At 53.3% G+C, this 17,035-nt stretch carries 17 protein-coding genes; 11 read left to right on the top strand and 6 right to left on the bottom strand.

Going from position 1 to position 17,035, the window contains the following annotated elements; translation table 11 throughout:
- Nucleotides 1-29: 29 nt before the first annotated feature.
- A complete protein-coding gene (locus HMPREF3119_RS18810; protein ID WP_083297267.1) occupies nucleotides 30-254 on the bottom strand; it encodes a DNA polymerase III subunit theta in 225 nt (74 codons plus the stop codon).
- Nucleotides 255-471: 217 nt separating this feature from the next.
- On the opposite strand from HMPREF3119_RS18810, the gene tgt reads away from it, so the two are divergent.
- The 9 genes from tgt (at nucleotide 472) to thiL (ending at nucleotide 8,690) form a co-directional block, all read left to right on the top strand.
- A complete protein-coding gene (gene tgt, locus HMPREF3119_RS09265; RefSeq protein ID WP_004240418.1) occupies nucleotides 472-1,596 on the top strand; it encodes a tRNA guanosine(34) transglycosylase Tgt in 1,125 nt (374 codons plus the stop codon).
- Nucleotides 1,597-1,697: 101 nt separating this feature from the next.
- Nucleotides 1,698-2,033 carry a preprotein translocase subunit YajC gene (yajC, locus tag HMPREF3119_RS09270; RefSeq protein ID WP_004236424.1) on the top strand — a complete coding sequence of 112 codons (336 nt, stop codon included), beginning with the start codon at nucleotides 1,698-1,700 and terminating at the stop codon, nucleotides 2,031-2,033.
- Nucleotides 2,034-2,068: 35 nt separating this feature from the next.
- Nucleotides 2,069-3,916: a protein translocase subunit SecD gene (secD, locus tag HMPREF3119_RS09275; protein WP_004240417.1), complete on the top strand. Its 1,848-nt coding sequence runs from the start codon at nucleotides 2,069-2,071 to the stop codon at nucleotides 3,914-3,916.
- Between the two features lie 10 nt (nucleotides 3,917-3,926).
- A complete protein-coding gene (secF, locus tag HMPREF3119_RS09280; protein WP_004240415.1) occupies nucleotides 3,927-4,895 on the top strand; it encodes a protein translocase subunit SecF in 969 nt (322 codons plus the stop codon).
- A gap of 111 nt (nucleotides 4,896-5,006) precedes the next feature.
- Nucleotides 5,007-5,456 carry a transcriptional regulator NrdR gene (gene nrdR / locus HMPREF3119_RS09285; RefSeq protein ID WP_004236428.1) on the top strand — a complete coding sequence of 150 codons (450 nt, stop codon included), beginning with the start codon at nucleotides 5,007-5,009 and terminating at the stop codon, nucleotides 5,454-5,456.
- A gap of 5 nt (nucleotides 5,457-5,461) precedes the next feature.
- Nucleotides 5,462-6,571 (top strand): bifunctional diaminohydroxyphosphoribosylaminopyrimidine deaminase/5-amino-6-(5-phosphoribosylamino)uracil reductase RibD, encoded by a 1,110-nt coding sequence (ribD, locus tag HMPREF3119_RS09290; protein ID WP_168162286.1) that lies wholly within the window; start codon nucleotides 5,462-5,464, stop codon nucleotides 6,569-6,571.
- A gap of 121 nt (nucleotides 6,572-6,692) precedes the next feature.
- Entirely contained in the window at nucleotides 6,693-7,163 is a 471-nt protein-coding gene (ribE, locus tag HMPREF3119_RS09295; protein ID WP_070579503.1) for a 6,7-dimethyl-8-ribityllumazine synthase, read from the top strand.
- A 26-nt stretch (nucleotides 7,164-7,189) separates the two neighbouring features.
- Nucleotides 7,190-7,603 (top strand): transcription antitermination factor NusB, encoded by a 414-nt coding sequence (nusB, locus tag HMPREF3119_RS09300; protein ID WP_004240412.1) that lies wholly within the window; start codon nucleotides 7,190-7,192, stop codon nucleotides 7,601-7,603.
- A 97-nt stretch (nucleotides 7,604-7,700) separates the two neighbouring features.
- On the top strand, nucleotides 7,701-8,690 hold the full coding sequence (gene thiL / locus HMPREF3119_RS09305) for a thiamine-phosphate kinase (protein ID WP_004240411.1): 990 nt from the start codon (nucleotides 7,701-7,703) through the stop codon (nucleotides 8,688-8,690).
- 69 nt (nucleotides 8,691-8,759) lie between these two features.
- Here the strand turns inward: thiL and dxs are convergent, their stop codons facing one another.
- The 3 genes from dxs to xseB are packed head-to-tail and all read right to left on the bottom strand — an operon-like array spanning nucleotide 8,760 to nucleotide 11,898.
- On the bottom strand, nucleotides 8,760-10,628 hold the full coding sequence (gene dxs / locus HMPREF3119_RS09310; RefSeq protein WP_004236434.1) for a 1-deoxy-D-xylulose-5-phosphate synthase: 1,869 nt from the start codon (nucleotides 10,626-10,628) through the stop codon (nucleotides 8,760-8,762).
- 57 nt (nucleotides 10,629-10,685) lie between these two features.
- Nucleotides 10,686-11,609 (bottom strand): (2E,6E)-farnesyl diphosphate synthase, encoded by a 924-nt coding sequence (ispA, locus tag HMPREF3119_RS09315; RefSeq protein WP_004236435.1) that lies wholly within the window; start codon nucleotides 11,607-11,609, stop codon nucleotides 10,686-10,688.
- 34 nt (nucleotides 11,610-11,643) lie between these two features.
- Nucleotides 11,644-11,898: an exodeoxyribonuclease VII small subunit gene (gene xseB, locus HMPREF3119_RS09320; RefSeq protein WP_004236437.1), complete on the bottom strand. Its 255-nt coding sequence runs from the start codon at nucleotides 11,896-11,898 to the stop codon at nucleotides 11,644-11,646.
- Between the two features lie 212 nt (nucleotides 11,899-12,110).
- On the opposite strand from xseB, the gene thiI reads away from it, so the two are divergent.
- A complete protein-coding gene (thiI, locus tag HMPREF3119_RS09325) occupies nucleotides 12,111-13,559 on the top strand; it encodes a tRNA uracil 4-sulfurtransferase ThiI (RefSeq protein ID WP_004240408.1) in 1,449 nt (482 codons plus the stop codon).
- Nucleotides 13,560-13,704: 145 nt separating this feature from the next.
- Complete coding sequence (locus HMPREF3119_RS09330; RefSeq protein WP_046024038.1) at nucleotides 13,705-15,486, top strand: DUF7057 domain-containing protein; 1,782 nt, start codon at nucleotides 13,705-13,707, stop codon at nucleotides 15,484-15,486.
- Here HMPREF3119_RS09330 and yajL read toward each other — a convergent pair.
- On the bottom strand, nucleotides 15,477-16,097 hold the full coding sequence (gene yajL / locus HMPREF3119_RS09335; RefSeq protein ID WP_004236440.1) for a protein deglycase YajL: 621 nt from the start codon (nucleotides 16,095-16,097) through the stop codon (nucleotides 15,477-15,479). The two genes, HMPREF3119_RS09330 and yajL, sit on opposite strands and share 10 nt — an antisense overlap.
- Entirely contained in the window at nucleotides 16,066-16,968 is a 903-nt protein-coding gene (gene panE / locus HMPREF3119_RS09340; protein ID WP_004236441.1) for a 2-dehydropantoate 2-reductase, read from the bottom strand. The genes yajL and panE overlap by 32 nt, the downstream gene beginning before the upstream one ends.
- Nucleotides 16,969-17,035: the final 67 nt, after the last annotated feature.

Here is a 17,035-nt window from a genome sequence, read left to right on the forward strand (position 1 = left end):
TAAGATAGGTCAGCATGAACGTGACATGATTACCCCCTCTCATACTCAAACCCGCGTGGGAATCTTTTCCCGATCTCCCTGTAGTAATCCAATCTCTCTCTGAAGTACGGGCGTAAATGCTCGGGCTGCCGCTTTTCTGTTTCGTACAGATCAACCTGCAGTCCGAGCCTTTCTTTGTACGCGATACCGGAGGCGGCTAAATCGGCATTAATTTTGTCTTTTTCGTCTTGTGGCAGGTTGGCTATGTTGTGCATGTTGGTTTCGGAGTGGTGGGTGATGATGGGAGTATAGCAGGGGGATTGTGACGTGGTGTGCCAAATTTGTGACACAAAATTGAGGGAGATTGATTAAAATCGGCAGAAATATACAAAGCATGTTTTTGCTGGCTGGCGTGTACAGCGGCTTTGCAAGCGTTTACAATGCGTCAAATTTTATAAATCATCAGACTGTTTTTCTGATGCCGGAGGTTTTGTGAAATATGAACTGCAGACGACAGACGGCCGTGCGCGCCGTGGTCGCTTAATTTTTGATCGTGGCGTTGTTGAAACCCCTGCATTTATGCCGGTGGGGACTTATGGCACAGTGAAAGGGATGACACCGGAAGAAGTGAAAGAGACCGGTGCGCAAATCTTATTAGGCAACACGTTCCATCTGTGGCTGCGCCCCGGCCAGGAAATTATGAAGCTGCACGGCGACCTGCATGATTTTATGCAGTGGAAAGGCCCGATTCTGACTGACTCCGGCGGTTTCCAGGTGTTCAGCCTGGGTGCGATGCGTAAAATCAAAGAAGAAGGCGTGCATTTCCGCAACCCGATCAACGGTGAAAAAATCTTCTTAAGTCCTGAAAAATCGATGGAAATCCAGTACGATCTCGGGTCTGATATCGTGATGATTTTTGACGAGTGCACACCGTATCCGGCGGACTGGGACTACGCGAAGAAATCCATGGAAATGTCTCTGCGCTGGGCTAAACGCAGCCGTGACCGTTTCGATGAGCTGGGTAACCCGAATGCGCTGTTCGGTATCATCCAGGGCAGTGTTTACGAAGATTTACGCGATGTGTCTGTGAAAGGACTGGTGGAAATCGGATTTGATGGGTACGCTGTGGGCGGTCTGGCTGTCGGCGAGCCGAAAGAAGATATGCACCGGATTCTCGAGCATGTCTGTCCGCAGATCCCGGAAGATAAACCGCGCTATTTAATGGGCGTGGGTAAACCGGAAGATCTGGTGGAAGGTGTGCGCCGCGGTATTGATATGTTCGACTGCGTGATGCCGACCCGTAATGCCCGTAACGGTCATCTGTTTGTGACGGACGGCGTGGTAAAAATCCGTAATGCGAAGTATAAATCAGATACATCGCCGCTGGATGCGGAATGTGACTGCTATACCTGCCGCAATTATACGCGCGCTTACCTGCATCATTTGGATCGCTGTAATGAAATCCTTGGCGCGCGCTTAAATACCATTCATAATCTGCGCTACTATCAGCGTCTGATGGCGGGTATCCGGCAGGCAATTGAAGAAGGCCGTCTGGAAGCATTTGCCGCTGAATTTTATCAGCGGATCGGGAAACCCGTTCCGCCGTTAAGTGAGTGATTTCCCCGAAACGGGATCACCCGGTGGTGTATAACATAGGCGATACACCACCGGCAGGTTTATCTGCCTGATAATTATGTGAATAACAAGAGGATAGTTTGATGAGTTTTTTCATTTCTGACGCAGTAGCATCAACCGGTGCAGCCGCTTCTCAGGGCAGCCCGATGTCTCTGATTGTTATGCTGGTCGTTTTCGTGCTGATTTTCTACTTCATGATCCTGCGCCCGCAACAGAAACGTGCTAAATCACACAAGCAATTAATGGACTCCATCACCAAAGGTGATGAAGTGTTAACTACCGGTGGTCTGATCGGTCGTGTGGCTAAAGTGTCTGACACCGGCTACATCGTTCTGGAACTGAACGAAACAACTGAAGTAACCATCAAACGTGATTTCGTCGCAGCAGTTTTACCGAAAGGTACACTGAAGGCGCTGTAATCTTCCTGTAGTATGATTTTCCCGAAGGGACTGCCGTGTTAAACCGTTATCCTTTGTGGAAGTATCTGATGCTGATCGCTGCGATCCTCATCGGTTTGCTTTATGCGCTTCCAAACCTGTATGGAGAGGATCCGGCTGTTCAAATCACTGGCGCGCGGGGAACCGCCGCCAATGAACAGACCCTGGATCAGGTCCGGACCATTTTAGAAAAAGATCAGATCGCGAGTAAGTCGGTCGCACTGGAAAACGGTGTGATACTTGCCCGTTTCTCAAATCCTGATATCCAGTTACGTGCCCGTGAAGAGCTGGTGAAAGGCTTAGGTGAGCAATATGTTGTTGCCCTGAACCTTGCCCCGGCGACACCAAAATGGCTGACCGCCGTGGGTGGCGAGCCGATGAAACTGGGTCTCGACCTGCGTGGTGGTGTGCACTTCCTGATGGAAGTGGATATGGAAACCGCGCTGGGTAAACTGCAGGAGCAGAACCTCGATGGTATCCGCTCGCTGCTGCGTGAAAACAGCATTCCGTTTGCGTCTGTCCGCAAATCAGCGGATTACGGCGTGGAAGTCCGCTTCCGTGATGATGCATCACGTTCCGAAGCCAGCTCGCTGTTATCAAAACGCCTGCGCGATTTAGTCTTCAAAGACGGCACAGATAACACACTGACTGCCGTGATGAGCGACCAGCGCTTAAGTGAAGCGCGCAGCTATGCTGTCATGCAGAACATCACTATCCTGCGTAACCGTGTTAACCAGCTCGGTGTTGCCGAGCCGCTGGTACAGCGCCAGGGTGCGGACCGCATCGTGGTGGAATTACCGGGTATTCAGGACACCGCACGGGCGAAAGAAATCCTCGGGGCAACCGCCACCCTGGAATTCCGTCTGGTCAACGGTGCTGTTGACCCTGCCGCTATCGAAGCAGGCCGTATCCCGGGTGACACTGAAGTGAAATACACCCGTGACGGACGCAAAGTCGCCCTGTACAAGCGTGTGATTCTGACCGGTGACCACATTACTGACTCCACTTCACAGAGTGATGAGTACGGTCAGCCGCAGGTCAGCATCTCGCTGGACAGCGCCGGTGGTAACACCATGTCCGATTTCACCAAGGATAACCTGTATAAGCCGATGGCGACCCTGTTTGTCGAATATAAAGACAGCGGGCGTAAAGATGCCGCAGGCCGCTCAATCCTTGAGAAAAACGAAGAAGTTATCAACATTGCCAATATTCAGTCCCGTTTAGGATCAAACTTCCGTATCACCGGGATTGATAATGCCAATGAAGCACGTCAGTTATCACTGCTGCTGCGTGCCGGTGCCCTGATTGCACCAATCCAGATTGTGGAAGAGCGGACCATCGGGCCGACTCTGGGTCTGCAGAATATCGAGCAGGGCCTGGAAGCGTGTCTGTGGGGGCTGATGGCCTCAATTCTGTTCATGGTGATCTACTACCGTAAATTCGGTCTGATCGCGAGCAGCGCGTTACTGGCGAACCTTATCCTGATTGTCGGGGTGATGTCGCTGTTACCGGGCGCTACGCTGACCATGCCGGGGATTGCGGGGATCGTGCTGACCCTTGCGGTTGCGGTTGATGCGAACGTTCTGATAAACGAACGTATCAAAGAGGAACTGCGCAACGGGCGTTCTGTCCAGCAGGCAATCCATGAAGGGTACAAAGGCGCCTTCTCAAGTATTATCGACGCAAACTTAACCACACTGATTACCGCTGTCATTCTTTACGCGGTCGGTACCGGTTCGATTAAAGGGTTTGCGATTACGACAGCCATTGGTGTGGCAACCTCCATGTTTACAGCGATTATCGGTACACGCGCCATCGTGAACCTGCTGTATGGCGGTAAACGTATTAATAAGCTGTCTATTTAAGGAGCACGTTGTGGCACAGGATTATACTGTTGAACAATTAAACCACGGCCGCAGAGTCTATGACTTTATGCGCTGGGACAACGTGGCATTTACTATCTCGGCATTGCTGCTGATTGCCTCTGTGGCAATCATCGGCGTGAAAGGGTTTAACTGGGGTCTGGACTTCACCGGCGGTACCGTCATTGAAGTTAACTTCAGCCAGCCGGCAGATCTGGATAAAATCCGTGATACCGTTGCGCAGGCCGGGTTTAAAGATCCGCTGATCCAGAACTTCGGCAGCAGCCGTGACATCATGGTACGTCTGCCGCCGGCAGAAGGTACTGCGGGTCAGGAACTGGGTAAAACCGTTATCAATGTGATCAATAAAAACATTGATGAGAGTGCGGTGGTCAAACGTATCGAGTTCGTCGGCCCGAGTGTGGGTGCGGAACTGGCTCAGACCGGCGCAATGGCGCTGATCGCGGCATTAATCTGTATCCTGATCTATGTGGCGATGCGGTTTGAATGGCGTCTGGCGTTAGGTGCGGTTATCGCGCTGGCGCACGACGTTATCATCACCCTCGGCGTACTGTCGCTGTTCCATATTGAGATTGACCTGACCATTGTGGCATCCCTGATGTCGGTTATCGGTTACTCACTGAACGACAGCATCGTGGTATCTGACCGTATCCGTGAGAACTTCCGCAAAATCCGCCGTGGTACCTCGTATGAGATCATGAACGTTTCCCTGACTCAGACGTTAAGCCGTACCATTATGACATCGGCAACCACCCTGTTAGTGGTTCTGATGCTCTATATCTTCGGTGGTGCAATGCTGAAAGGCTTCTCGCTGGTCATGCTGATTGGTGTGTCTATCGGTACGATTTCCTCAATCTACGTGGCGTCTGCGCTGGCCCTGAAACTGGGTATGAAGCGTGAGCACCTGATTGTGCAGAAAGTGGAAAAAGAAGGCGCGGACCAGGAATCTATCCTGCCGTAATTTCTGCCGCGAAAAAACATAAAACACCCTGTATGTGCATGCATGCAGGGTGTTTTTTATGTGTAAACAGGGTAAACTACCGCAACAGTTCATTGACCCGCAGGATAATTTATGCATTGCCCGTTTTGCTCCGCCGTTGATACCAAAGTCATCGACTCACGCCTGGTGGGTGATGGTTCTCAGGTCCGCCGCCGCCGTCAGTGCCTGGAATGCCACGAACGTTTTACCACGTTTGAGGTTGCCGAGCTGGTGATGCCGCGTGTGGTCAAAAGTGATGACAGCCGCGAACCGTTTGATGAAGAAAAACTGCGCCGCGGTATGCAGAAGGCGCTGGAAAAACGTCCGGTCAGCTCTGACGATATCGAAACCTCCCTCAGTCATATCAAATCGCAGTTACGGGCTACCGGCGAACGGGAAGTCTCTGCTAAGTTTGTCGGCGAACTGGTGATGAGCGAGCTGAAAAAGCTGGATAAAGTCGCGTATATCCGCTTTGCATCGGTTTACCGCAGTTTTGAGGATATCCGTGAATTCGGCGAGGAAATTGCCCGCCTGCAGGACTGAACATGATGCATTCTGATGAATTTTATATGGCCCGCGCCCTTGAACTGGCGGCGCTGGGTCGTTTTACTACCGCGCCGAACCCGAATGTCGGCTGTGTGATTGTCCGTGACGGCGAAATTGTTGGTGAAGGTTACCATCAGCGTGCCGGTGAACCGCATGCGGAAGTGCATGCGCTGCGCATGGCCGGTGATAAAGCCCGTGGCGCCACCGCGTATGTCACACTGGAGCCGTGCAGTCATCACGGCCGCACACCGCCGTGCGCCGAAGCGCTGATAAATGCCGGTGTCAGCCGGGTGGTGGCCGCCATGCAGGATCCGAATCCGCAGGTGGCCGGGCGCGGTCTGTTTAAACTGCGCGAAGCCGGTATTGAAGTCAGCCACGGTGTGCTGATGCAGGAAACGGAAGCACTGAATAAGGGCTTCTTTAAGCGGATGCGTACCGGTTTCCCGTATATTCAGCTGAAAATGGCCGCCTCGATCGACGGTAAAACCGCATTAGCCAACGGCGAAAGCCAGTGGATCACCTCAAAAGCCGCGCGGCAGGATGTGCAACAGTTCCGTGCACAGGCCGGAGCGATTTTATCCACCAGTGCCACGGTTCTGGCAGATGATCCGGGCCTGACTGTCCGTCATGCGGATTTCCCGGCATCGTTGCAGCAGAGCTATCCGGAGGCGGATATCCGTCAGCCGGCGCGGATTATCACCGACAGCCGTCAGCGGGTGACCGCTCAGCACCGCGTCACACAATTGCCGGGCAGTTGCTGGCTGGCGCGGACCGCCTCTCAGCCGGATAACTGGCAGGGGGATGTTGAGGAAATGATCCTGCCGGAGAACGGCTGTGGTGTTGATTTGGTTCTGCTGATGATGCAGCTCGGCAAACGCAATATTAACCATATCTGGACAGAGTGCGGCTCACATATGGCGGGCGCACTGCTGAAAGCCGGACTGGCGGATGAAATCGTGCTTTATCTGGCACCGAAGATTCTGGGCAGTGATGCGCAGGATCTCTTTACACTGCCGCCGCTTGCGCATCTGCGTGATGCGCCGCAGTTGCGGATCGACGACTGCACGATGGTCGGGCCGGATCTCCGTCTGCGGTTGATCCCGGTTTATTAACCTCTGAATTTACGCCGGAATTTAATTTTTATTCCGGAGTTTGAAAAACACAGGCGCGGTGACGGAAAGAATGTGATAAAATCCGCGCCCCGCAGTATGAAACTCGTAAGAAGGAAAGGCTATGAACGTCATTAAAGGTGTTGTCAGTGCGCCGGGTGCGCGTATCGCCATCGCAATTGCCCGCTTTAACAACTTCATCAACGACAGCCTGTTAGACGGTGCGCTTGATGCGCTTGAGCGTATTGGCCAGGTCTCCTCTGAGAACATTACAACGGTCTGGGTGCCGGGTGCTTATGAACTGCCGCTGGCAGTGAAAACACTGGCTGATACCGGAAAATATGACGCTATTATTGCGCTGGGTACTGTTATCCGCGGCGGCACCGCACATTTTGAATATGTGTCCGGTGAATGCAGCTCCGGGTTATCTGCCGTTGCGATGAACAGCTCGATTCCGGTTACTTTCGGGGTGCTGACCACCGAAAATATTGAACAGGCCATTGAACGTGCGGGAACCAAAGCCGGTAACAAAGGGGCGGAAGCCGCGATGACCGCGCTGGAAATGATTAATGTAATTAAAGCCATCAAAGGCTGAATCCGGATTTTAGTAAGGGGATATGTGTGAAACCTGCAGCTCGTCGTCGTGCTCGTGAATGTGCCGTTCAGGCGCTTTATTCGTGGCAGTTATCCGGCAATAATATTGCGGATGTTGAATCAGAATTTCTGTCAGAGCAGGATGTCAAAGACGTTGATGTCGCCTATTTTCGTGAGCTGTTCTTCGGTGCGGCAACGAATGCAGTGCGCCTTGATGCACTGATGGCTCCGTACCTCTCCCGCCAGCTGGAGGAGTTAGGTCAGGTGGAAAAAGCGGTTCTGCGTCTGGCGATGTATGAATTAAGCTACCGTGAGGATGTCCCTTACAAAGTGGTTATCAACGAAGCGATTGAACTGGCAAAAGTGTTCGGCGCGGAAGAGAGCCACAAATTTGTCAATGGCGTGCTTGATAAAGCCGCGCCAAATGCCCGCAGAAAGTAATCATCTGATACTTTTATGCAAGGACATAAATGACATGATATAAAAGAGGCCGGTTTAACCGGCCTTTTGTCTTTATCTGATTGCGGAATTTCTGATTATGGCTTGTGGTGAATTTGATCTCATCCGGCGTTTTTTTGACCGGCAGCACTATTACCGCCGGGACGTTGAACTGGGTATCGGGGATGATTGCGCTCTGATGACCGTAGCGGAAAAACAGCAGGTTGCTGTCAGCACGGATACCCTGGTGTCCGGTATTCATTTTCTGCCTTCCGTTTCTGCCCGTGATCTGGCGTGGAAATCCCTTGCTGTGAATTTAAGTGATCTGGCCGCTATCGGCGCGGATCCGGCCTGGGTTTCCCTGGCGCTGACACTGCCGTCCATTGATGAAGCGTGGCTGGGTGAGTTCAGCGACAGCTTCTTTGAGCAACTGAATTATTACGGTATGCAGTTAATCGGCGGCGATACCACACGCGGCCCGATGAGCCTGACATTGACGGTTCATGGTCTGGTCCCGGCCGGGCGGGCGATGAAACGCGCCGGTGCCCGTAACGGCGACTGGATCTATGTCACCGGCACACTGGGTGACAGTGCCGCCGGACTGGCGATTTTACTGGGTGAGCTGCAGCCCGAAGACCCGGCACACAAAGAATATCTGCTGAAACGCCATCTGCGTCCGCAGCCGCGTATCCTGCAGGGACAGGCGCTGCGCGATCTCGCATCCTCTGCGATAGATATCTCTGACGGGCTGATTTCCGATCTCGGCCATATCCTGAAAGCCAGCCGCTGCGGTGCCAGGATTGAACTGGATAACTTACCGATGTCTGAGGCACTGAAAGCCTGTTCATCACCGGAGCAGGCTCTCGCCCGTGCACTGGCGGGCGGTGAGGATTATGAACTGTGCTTTACCGTTCCGGAAATCAATCGTGGCGCACTGGAAATGGCACTGGCACACACCGGCGCACCTTTCTGCTGTATCGGGCAGATGAAACCGGAGAGTGACGGCATCCGCTATTTCAGTAAAGGTGAGGAAGTAAAACCGGCCCTGAGCGGGTTTGACCACTTTGCGGTGAAAGCGGCTGCGGAGTAAGCGGCAAAGACATTATTGATGACATAAAAAACCCTGCATCAGCAGGGTTTTTTGTGTCCGGAAGGATAATCAGGCTTTTGCCAGGTACGCTTCGATGGACTTCTGAATATGCTCTGCATCCAGGCCCATATCGCTGCGGATCTCTTCCTGGTCGCCCTGCGGCACATAGCTGTCCGGCAGGCCGATATTGAGCACGGGCACCGGCTTGCGCTGCGCCATCAGGAATTCATTCACACCGCTGCCAGCACCGCCCATAACGGCGTTTTCCTCGACAGTCACCAGTGTGTCATGGCTCGCTGCCATCTCCAGGATCAGGGCTTCATCCAGCGGTTTGACAAAACGCATATCCACCACGGTGGCATTCAGGTTTTCTGCCGCTTTCAGGACTTCTTCCAGCAGGGTACCGAAGACCAGAATTGCGGTTTTCTCCCCTTCACGGCGCACAACACCTTTACCGATCTCAATCTGAGTCAGTGGCTGGAGTGTGGCACCACAGCCGCCGCCGCGCGGATAACGCACCGCAACCGGGCCTTTGCCGTAGTGATAACCGGTGTGCAGCATCTGGCGGCACTCGTTTTCATCACTCGGGGTCATGATCACCATGTTCGGCAGGATGCGCAGGAAGGAGAGATCAAACGCGCCCTGGTGTGTCGGACCGTCGTTGCCGACAATCCCGGCGCGGTCGATAGCAAACAGGACCGGCAGTTTCTGGATCGCGACATCGTGGATCACCTGATCGTAGGCGCGCTGCAGGAAGCTGGAGTAAATCGCAACAACCGGCTTGTAACCGCCGATAGCCAGCCCGGCGGCAAAAGTAACGGAGTGCTGTTCAGCAATCGCGACATCAAAATACTGATCCGGGAAGGATTTGGAGAAGCGTACCATACCGGAACCTTCGCGCATGGCGGGGGTAATCGCCATCAGTTTCGGGTCGTGCTCTGCTTCTTCACACAGCCAGTCACCGAAGATTTTTGAGAAGGTCGGTTTGGACGATTTGCTTTTCGGCAGGGTGCCGGTTGACGGATCAAACTGCGGGACGGCGTGCCAGCTGATCGGATCTTTTTCAGCCGGTTCATAACCGCGCCCTTTTTTCGTCATGATATGCAGGAACTGAGGACCTTTCAGGTCACGCATATTTTTCAGAGTCTGGATCAGCGCAAGCACATCGTGTCCGTCCACCGGGCCGATGTAATTGAAGCCCAGCTCTTCAAAGAAGGTGCTCGGTACCACCATGCCTTTGATGTGCTCTTCGGTTTTCTTCAGCAGATCTTTGATAGGCGGCAGGCCGGAGAACACTTTCTTTCCGCCTTCACGCAGTGTGGTGTAGAGTTTGCCGGAAAGCAGCTGCGCCAGGTGGTTATTGAGGGCACCGACGTTTTCGGAGATAGACATCTCGTTGTCATTGAGGATCACCAGCATGTCGGATTTGATATCCCCGCCGTGGTTCATTGCCTCAAAGGCCATTCCGGCGGTGATCGCGCCGTCGCCGATCACACAAACGGTTTTGCGGTTGCGTCCCTCACGGGCAGCGGCAACCGCCATCCCGACGCCGGCACTGATGGAGGTGGAGGAGTGACCGACACTCAGAACATCATATTCACTCTCTTCGCGCCACGGGAAAGCATGCAGCCCGTTTTTATGGCGGATGGTGTCAATGCGGTCACGGCGCCCGGTCAGGATCTTGTGCGGATAGGCCTGGTGGCCGACATCCCAGATCAGGTTATCAAACGGAGTCTGATAGACATAATGGAGTGCCACAGTCAGTTCAATCGTGCCGAGACCGGAGGCAAAATGCCCGCTGGAACGGCTGACACTGTTTAACAGATATTGCCGCAGTTCATCGCAGAGTTTCGGTAAACTCTCTTTCGGTAACAGACGCAAATCATCAGGCGTCTCAACGAGTGCCAAAGTCGGATATTTAGCGATATCAATACTCATGTAATGCTCACTAATTCTTATTAAAGTTTCTGAAAATACCGGAACGTGCCGGACGGATTAGCTGTTACGTTCAATCACAAAATTAGCAAGTTCACGCAGGGTTGCTGTGTTGTAATGATGTTCTTCAAGCTGTGAAAGCGCAGCCAGTGATTCCTGATAAAGCGCCTGTGCTTTATCCTGAGCCGCTTTCAGCCCGAGCAGTGACGGATATGTGCTCTTCCCGTGAGCGGCGTCGCTGCCCTGGCTTTTTCCGATCACATCCGTATGACCGATAACATCCAGAATGTCATCCTGAACCTGAAACGCCAGGCCGATAGCCTGTGCGTAAGTGTCGAGAGCCGGTAATACGGCATAGCCTGCTTCACCGGCACTCATCGCGCCCATACGGACGGAAGCACGGATTAAAGCACCGGTCTTATGGTTATGTATTTGTTCCAGCGCATGAATACCGATGTTTTTTCCTTCCGCTGCCAGATCAAGTGCCTGGCCGCCGCACATTCCGCCAAGACCGGCGGCATCCGCCAGTTCGGCGATCATCGCCAGACGGTCCTGCGGGCGGACATCCGGCATCGGCCGGGCGGCGAGAATTGCAAATGCCTGGGTTTGCAGGGCATCCCCCGCCAGAATAGCATTCGCTTCACCAAAGGCGACGTGGCAGGTTGGTTTGCCGCGGCGCAGTGTGTCGTCATCCATGGCCGGTAAATCGTCATGGATCAGGGAATAGGCGTGAATGCACTCAATGGCTGCTGCCGGGGCATCCAGGTTTTCAGCCGTCACACCAAACATTTCACCGGTGGCGTACACCAGGAACGGGCGCAGACGTTTTCCGCCGAGCAGGGCGCCGTAATGCATGGCTTTACCCATGTCGGTGGCGGCGAACGGCAGTGTGGTCAGGATCTCATCAAGAACGTGATCAACACGCTCTCTGGCCTGTGTCAGTTGGTTGCGGAATGTTTCGGGAGTTTGTTCTGGCATGGTCATTCTCGTTCACACAGGAACCGCCGGATCCGGGCGGTCAGTCGTTTTCAGGTGTAAAATCGCTCAGCGGGGCGTTTTCATCATCATTCAGCAGGATCTGAACCCGCTGTTCGGCTGCCATCAGGGTTTTCTGGCTGGTGCGGGTCAGTGCGATACCGCGTTCAAACTCGGCCAGGGCTTCTTCCAGCGGCAGGTTACCCGCTTCCAGACGGGTGACGATCCCTTCAAGGGCATCGAGTGATGCTTCAAAGCTCAGTGCATCGGTTTTCGTTGCGGATGTTTTTTTGGTCATGGTCTGTTTTTCAGTGATGTTGCATTTATGTCGCAAATAATTCCTAGTTTACACTTTTCAGTGAAAATTGTGCCTTTCATTTACGATTTTTACGGGGCAGATCGAGATATGGTGATATACTGCCGCCTTTCAATTTCATCAACGGGGATTGCCGCTGCCTGACACCGGCTGCTCCGTCCTTTGCAAATCAAGCCGATAGCCAGTAAACCGTTATGAAGTTTATCATTAAATTATTTCCTGAAATTACCATCAAAAGCCAGAGTGTCCGCCTGCGCTTTATTAAAATTCTGACCAGTAACATCCGTAATGTGCTTAAAGATCTGGCCGAAGATGTGGCGGTTGTCCGTCACTGGGACTATCTTGAAGTCCGCGTGAAGAAAGAAGAGCTTGGCGAAGGTGTGGCTGACCGCCTGACCCGTATTCCCGGTATCCACCATATTTTACAGGTGGAAGAGCGCGCATTTACCGATCTGCATAATATTTATGAGCAGACCTTCGAAATGTATGCCGCATCACTGGAAAACAAAACCTTTTGTGTCCGCGCCAAGCGCCGTGGTAAGCACCCGTTCAGTTCCATTGAGCTGGAGCGCTATGTCGGCGGCGGCCTGAACCAGCATATTCCGTCCGCGAAGGTAAAACTGACGCATCCGGATGTGACGGTGAATCTGGAAGTGGAAGATGACAAACTGATCCTCGTGGTACGCCGTCTGGAAGGGATCGGTGGTTTCCCGATCGGGACTCAGGAAGATGTGTTATCTCTGATCTCCGGCGGGTTCGATTCCGGTGTCTCCAGCTATATGCTGATGCGCCGCGGCTGCCGTGTTCACTACTGCTTCTTTAATTTAGGCGGTGCGGCACATGAAATCGGTGTGAAACAGGTGGCGCATTACCTGTGGAACCGCTTCGGCAGCTCGCACAAAGTCCGCTTTGTGGCAGTGAACTTTGAGCCGGTGGTGGCAGAAATTCTGGAAAAAGTGGATGACGGCCAGATGGGCGTGGTGCTCAAGCGGATGATGGTCCGTGCGGCATCCCGTGTCGCGGAACGCTATGGCGTGCAGGCGATTGTGACCGGCGAGGCGCTGGGACAGGTTTCCAGCCAGACGCTGACTAACCTGCGCATGATCGACAACGCGACAGACACCCTGGTGCTGCGTCCGCTGATCTCACACGACAAAGAAACCATTATCAATCTTGCCCGTCAGATCGGTACTGAAGATTTTGCCCGTACCATGCCGGAATTCTGCGGCGTGATCTCGAAAAACCCGACTGTGAAAGCGGTGAAAGAGAAAATCGAAGCCGAAGAAGAGAAATTCGACTTTGCGATTCTGGATGATGTGGTGCTCAACGCGCAGAACATGGATATCCGTGTGATCGCGCAGCAGAGTGAGCAGCAGGTTACTGAAGTGGAGATGGTATCAGAACTGTCTGCCACCGATGTGGTGCTGGATATCCGCTCGCCGGATGAACAGGAAGCGCATCCGCTGAAAATTGAGGGAACGGAAGTGCGCACACTGCCGTTCTACAAGCTCAGCACTCAGTTCGGTGATTTACCGGCGGAGACCACTTATCTGCTCTACTGCGATCGCGGGGTGATGAGCCGTCTGCAGGCGCTGTATCTGGCAGAGCAGGGCTATACCAATGTGAAGGTGTATCGTCCCTGAGTCGCAGCTGTCATTTATTTCTGAACCCCGCCTCTGTGGAGGCGGGGTTTTTTATTGTCTTTTTTCAGAGTTTAAGGGATACCGTTGTGCCGGTTCCGGCACTATGCTGTCCGGCAGCAACCTATATTACTGACGGGGTTTCAGAATGAAAAACAGTGCGCTTCAGGCACCGGCAAGCCGTTTTGTCTATGTTATTGTTATTGTGGTGGCGCTCCTTCAGGGGCTTACACTGAATGCAACATCCGATTACCTTATCCGCAGTTCGTGGCAGGTGCCGGGGTCGCTGGTCTGGCTGCCGATGCTGCTGGCGCTGTTTGTGCCGTCGGTATTCAGTTATCTGATTAACCGTTTTTCTTCGGCGGCACTCTGGGCAGGGCTGCTGCTGACTGCCGTTCTCTGTGTCTGGATGAATTTCTGGTATCTGAGTGAGGCAACGGCGGGCCACACCCGTGAGCTCTCTTCACTCATTCCTCTGATGGTACTGCTGTTCTGGCTGATTCTGCCGTGGTTTCAGTTGCGGCAGTTGTCCGGCTCGTGGAACCCGGATTATGCGCTGTTGACAGAGCAGTATGTCAGAAATACCGTGCTGGGTGCGCTGGCGGGGCTTATCGGCCTGCTGGTGATGGGAATGCTGTTTCTGGCGGTTTACCTGTTCCGGATTGTGAATCTGGAATTTCTCAGTGACTGGCTGAATGATTCTCTGTATTTCTGGATGAGTTTTTGTCTCGGATTCAATATCAGCCTTGTGTTTATCCGCACGGTATTCACCTTCAGCACCGGAAAAATCGCCGGTTATGTGGCGCGGGTACTGCTACCGCTGCTGACCGTGATCGGTGTGATTGCGGCAGGCGGATTGCTGTTATCCTTGGTGACCGGCGTCCGTGTCAGCGGGCTGGGTTCATTCACCATGATCTGGTTTGTTTCGCTGAATATCCTGCTGCTGAATCTGGTTTACGGTAATGAATGTGTGCCACGCTTCCGTTCATGGCTCAACGGACTGGTATTGGCTGGTGTGCTGTTGCTGAACGTTTTTTCGCTGTTATCGGTTTACGGCATTCTGGTGCGTGTTAATCAGTACAGCTGGAGTATTGATCGGTTATACGGATTTTGTATCGCACTGTTTCTGGCGGTGGTTGTGCTGGCGTACAGCGCGGCACTGTTATGGAAACGCAGCGGATGGGCAGTATTGCTCGGGGCGGTCAACAAAGCCGGATTACTGATACTGATGGCGATTATCCTGGTGATCAGCAGTCCGCTGGCGGATTTTAAACAGATCACGGCAAACAGTATTCTGGCGGGTATTGAAAAGGGCAGAATCAAAGTCACCTCTGATATCCGCTATACCCTGGAAGACCTGGGTAAACGGGGAGAGGCGGTACTCGCGATGCTGAATGAAAATCCGGAATACAGTAAAGCACTGACATACTCCTCTTATGATCAGGATAACCGCCGGACACTGCGGGAGGTAATGCTCACAGTAGCGGGCAGCCCGGCGCTGCCGGAATCCTGGTGGGAAGGAAAATATGATGTGACACGCGCCTGGTTCTGTACTGAATCCTCCGCAGGCGGGGAGTGTCTCGGCTTTATGGCGGATGCGGATGGCGACGGACAGGATGATGCGCTGGTCTGTGTCAGCGGTTATTCTGATTTATCGTTCTATTGTCAGATCTGGCAGCAAGCCACGGAAGTCACAGACGGTCAGCCGGATAAACAGGTCTGGGAAGAGCGTGATTACCAGGATATTCAGTATGCCTCTGAAGAAGAGAAGCAGGCGGCCTGGGCAGCGCTGAAAGCGGGACATTATTCACTGAAACCCAAAGTCTGGATGATGGTGGTTCCGGAGCCTGAAAAGGGTGCAGAACCGGAACAGGCTCCTGAGGTAATACAGGAGCCCGCAACACCGGCTCCGCTTGTTATTCAGCCCTGATCAGCCAGCGTGCGGTAAGGGGTATCCTGATAATCCCATATCCCCGGCGGCAGTACTAATTCTGCCGCCACTTTTGCTGCGGTTTCCTGTCCGCAAAGACGCTCTGTCAGACGCAGGGCAAAATCGATGGCGGTGGCCGGGCCCTGGCTGGTAAGCAGGTTAACGCGCTCATCAAAATAGACCCGCTGATTGACCCACTGTTTTGCCGGTATTTTATCTTCCAGCGCCGGATAGCCGGTCATATTGCCGAGCGGAAACAGGTTGTGGGTCACCAGAATGACAGACGGCGCTGCGCAGATAGCGGCAACAATGTGCCCGTCACAATGCATACGGCGGATTTTTTCAATCACCAGCGGGCTGTCACGCAGATTCTCCGCACCTTTCAGGCCACCCGGCAGCACAATGGCATCAAACGGGGTGTCCGCTACCCGCACCAGCGGTACATCAGCCATAATGCGGATCCCGCGTGAACCGGTGACCAGACAGCTGCCGTCATCATTGGCACTGGCGAGTGTGACCGTCACACCGGCACGGACCAGCAGATCAGCGGTGGTGACGGTTTCGGTTTCTTCGCAGCCGTCAGCGAGACAAATGAGAACTGAAGGGGGCATTTTGTTCCTCTTTTTGTTTGACGAGGCTGTAAACGTGAATATGCTCCGGCAGCAGGATCCCGTGATAACGGGCGCGTTGCAGCAGATAGCCGGTGATGTAATCAATTTCGGTATAACGGCCGTAAAGAATATCCCGGCGCATGGATGAGCTGTGATCGGCGGTTTTTTCAATCACATGAAGAATGTATTCATAGATATCATCACCGTCAGTGTGGATCCCTTCACGCAGCATCACTTCAGCAGCTTCATCACACAGCACACGGATTTGCGGCAGGTGCGCCATTAGTCCGCCGTTTTTGCAGTCATAGATAACGGTGAGCGGGGAAATGACACAGTTTACGGCGAGTTTTTGCCAGCTGGCCGCATCGATTTCATCATGCCAGGCTACGTCCGGCAGTGCATCATGCAGAATATCCGCCAGATGGCCGTAATGACGGGCGCGTTCATTCACAGGACCAATGTGGGTCAGTCCCCGGCGGCTGTGATGCAGCAGACCGTTTTCTTCATATGCGCCGTGGGAGGTGATGCCGGTCAGCAGAGGATTCGGGCAGCGGGACAACTCACGCGCCACACCCATACCATTGTGCAGCAGTAACACCGGGCAGGATTCCGGTATCTGCGGCAGCAGCTGATTTACGGCTTCGGAGGTTTGCCAGGCTTTCAGGCAAACCAGTAATAATTCGGTTTGTGCGAGGAATTCCGGATCGTTTGTGGTAAATTGCCCGTAAAACGGCTCTCCGTTCAGAGAGTCAATATTCACATTCAGGTAGGGCTGGGGAATACGCATCCATCCCTGCACCTCATGATTGCCTGACAGTGCAGCGAGCCAGAGTTTCCCGATTGCGCCGCAACCCAGTACTGTTATTTTCATAAGGACTCCGGACAGCGAAAAAGATGTGAGCAATATCACTGAATAGTACCACTTTTTGTCCGTTTGC

Origin of the sequence: Morganella sp. HMSC11D09 (assembly GCF_001807955.1) — a bacterium.
Taxonomy (GTDB): Bacteria; Pseudomonadota; Gammaproteobacteria; order Enterobacterales; family Enterobacteriaceae; genus Morganella; species Morganella morganii.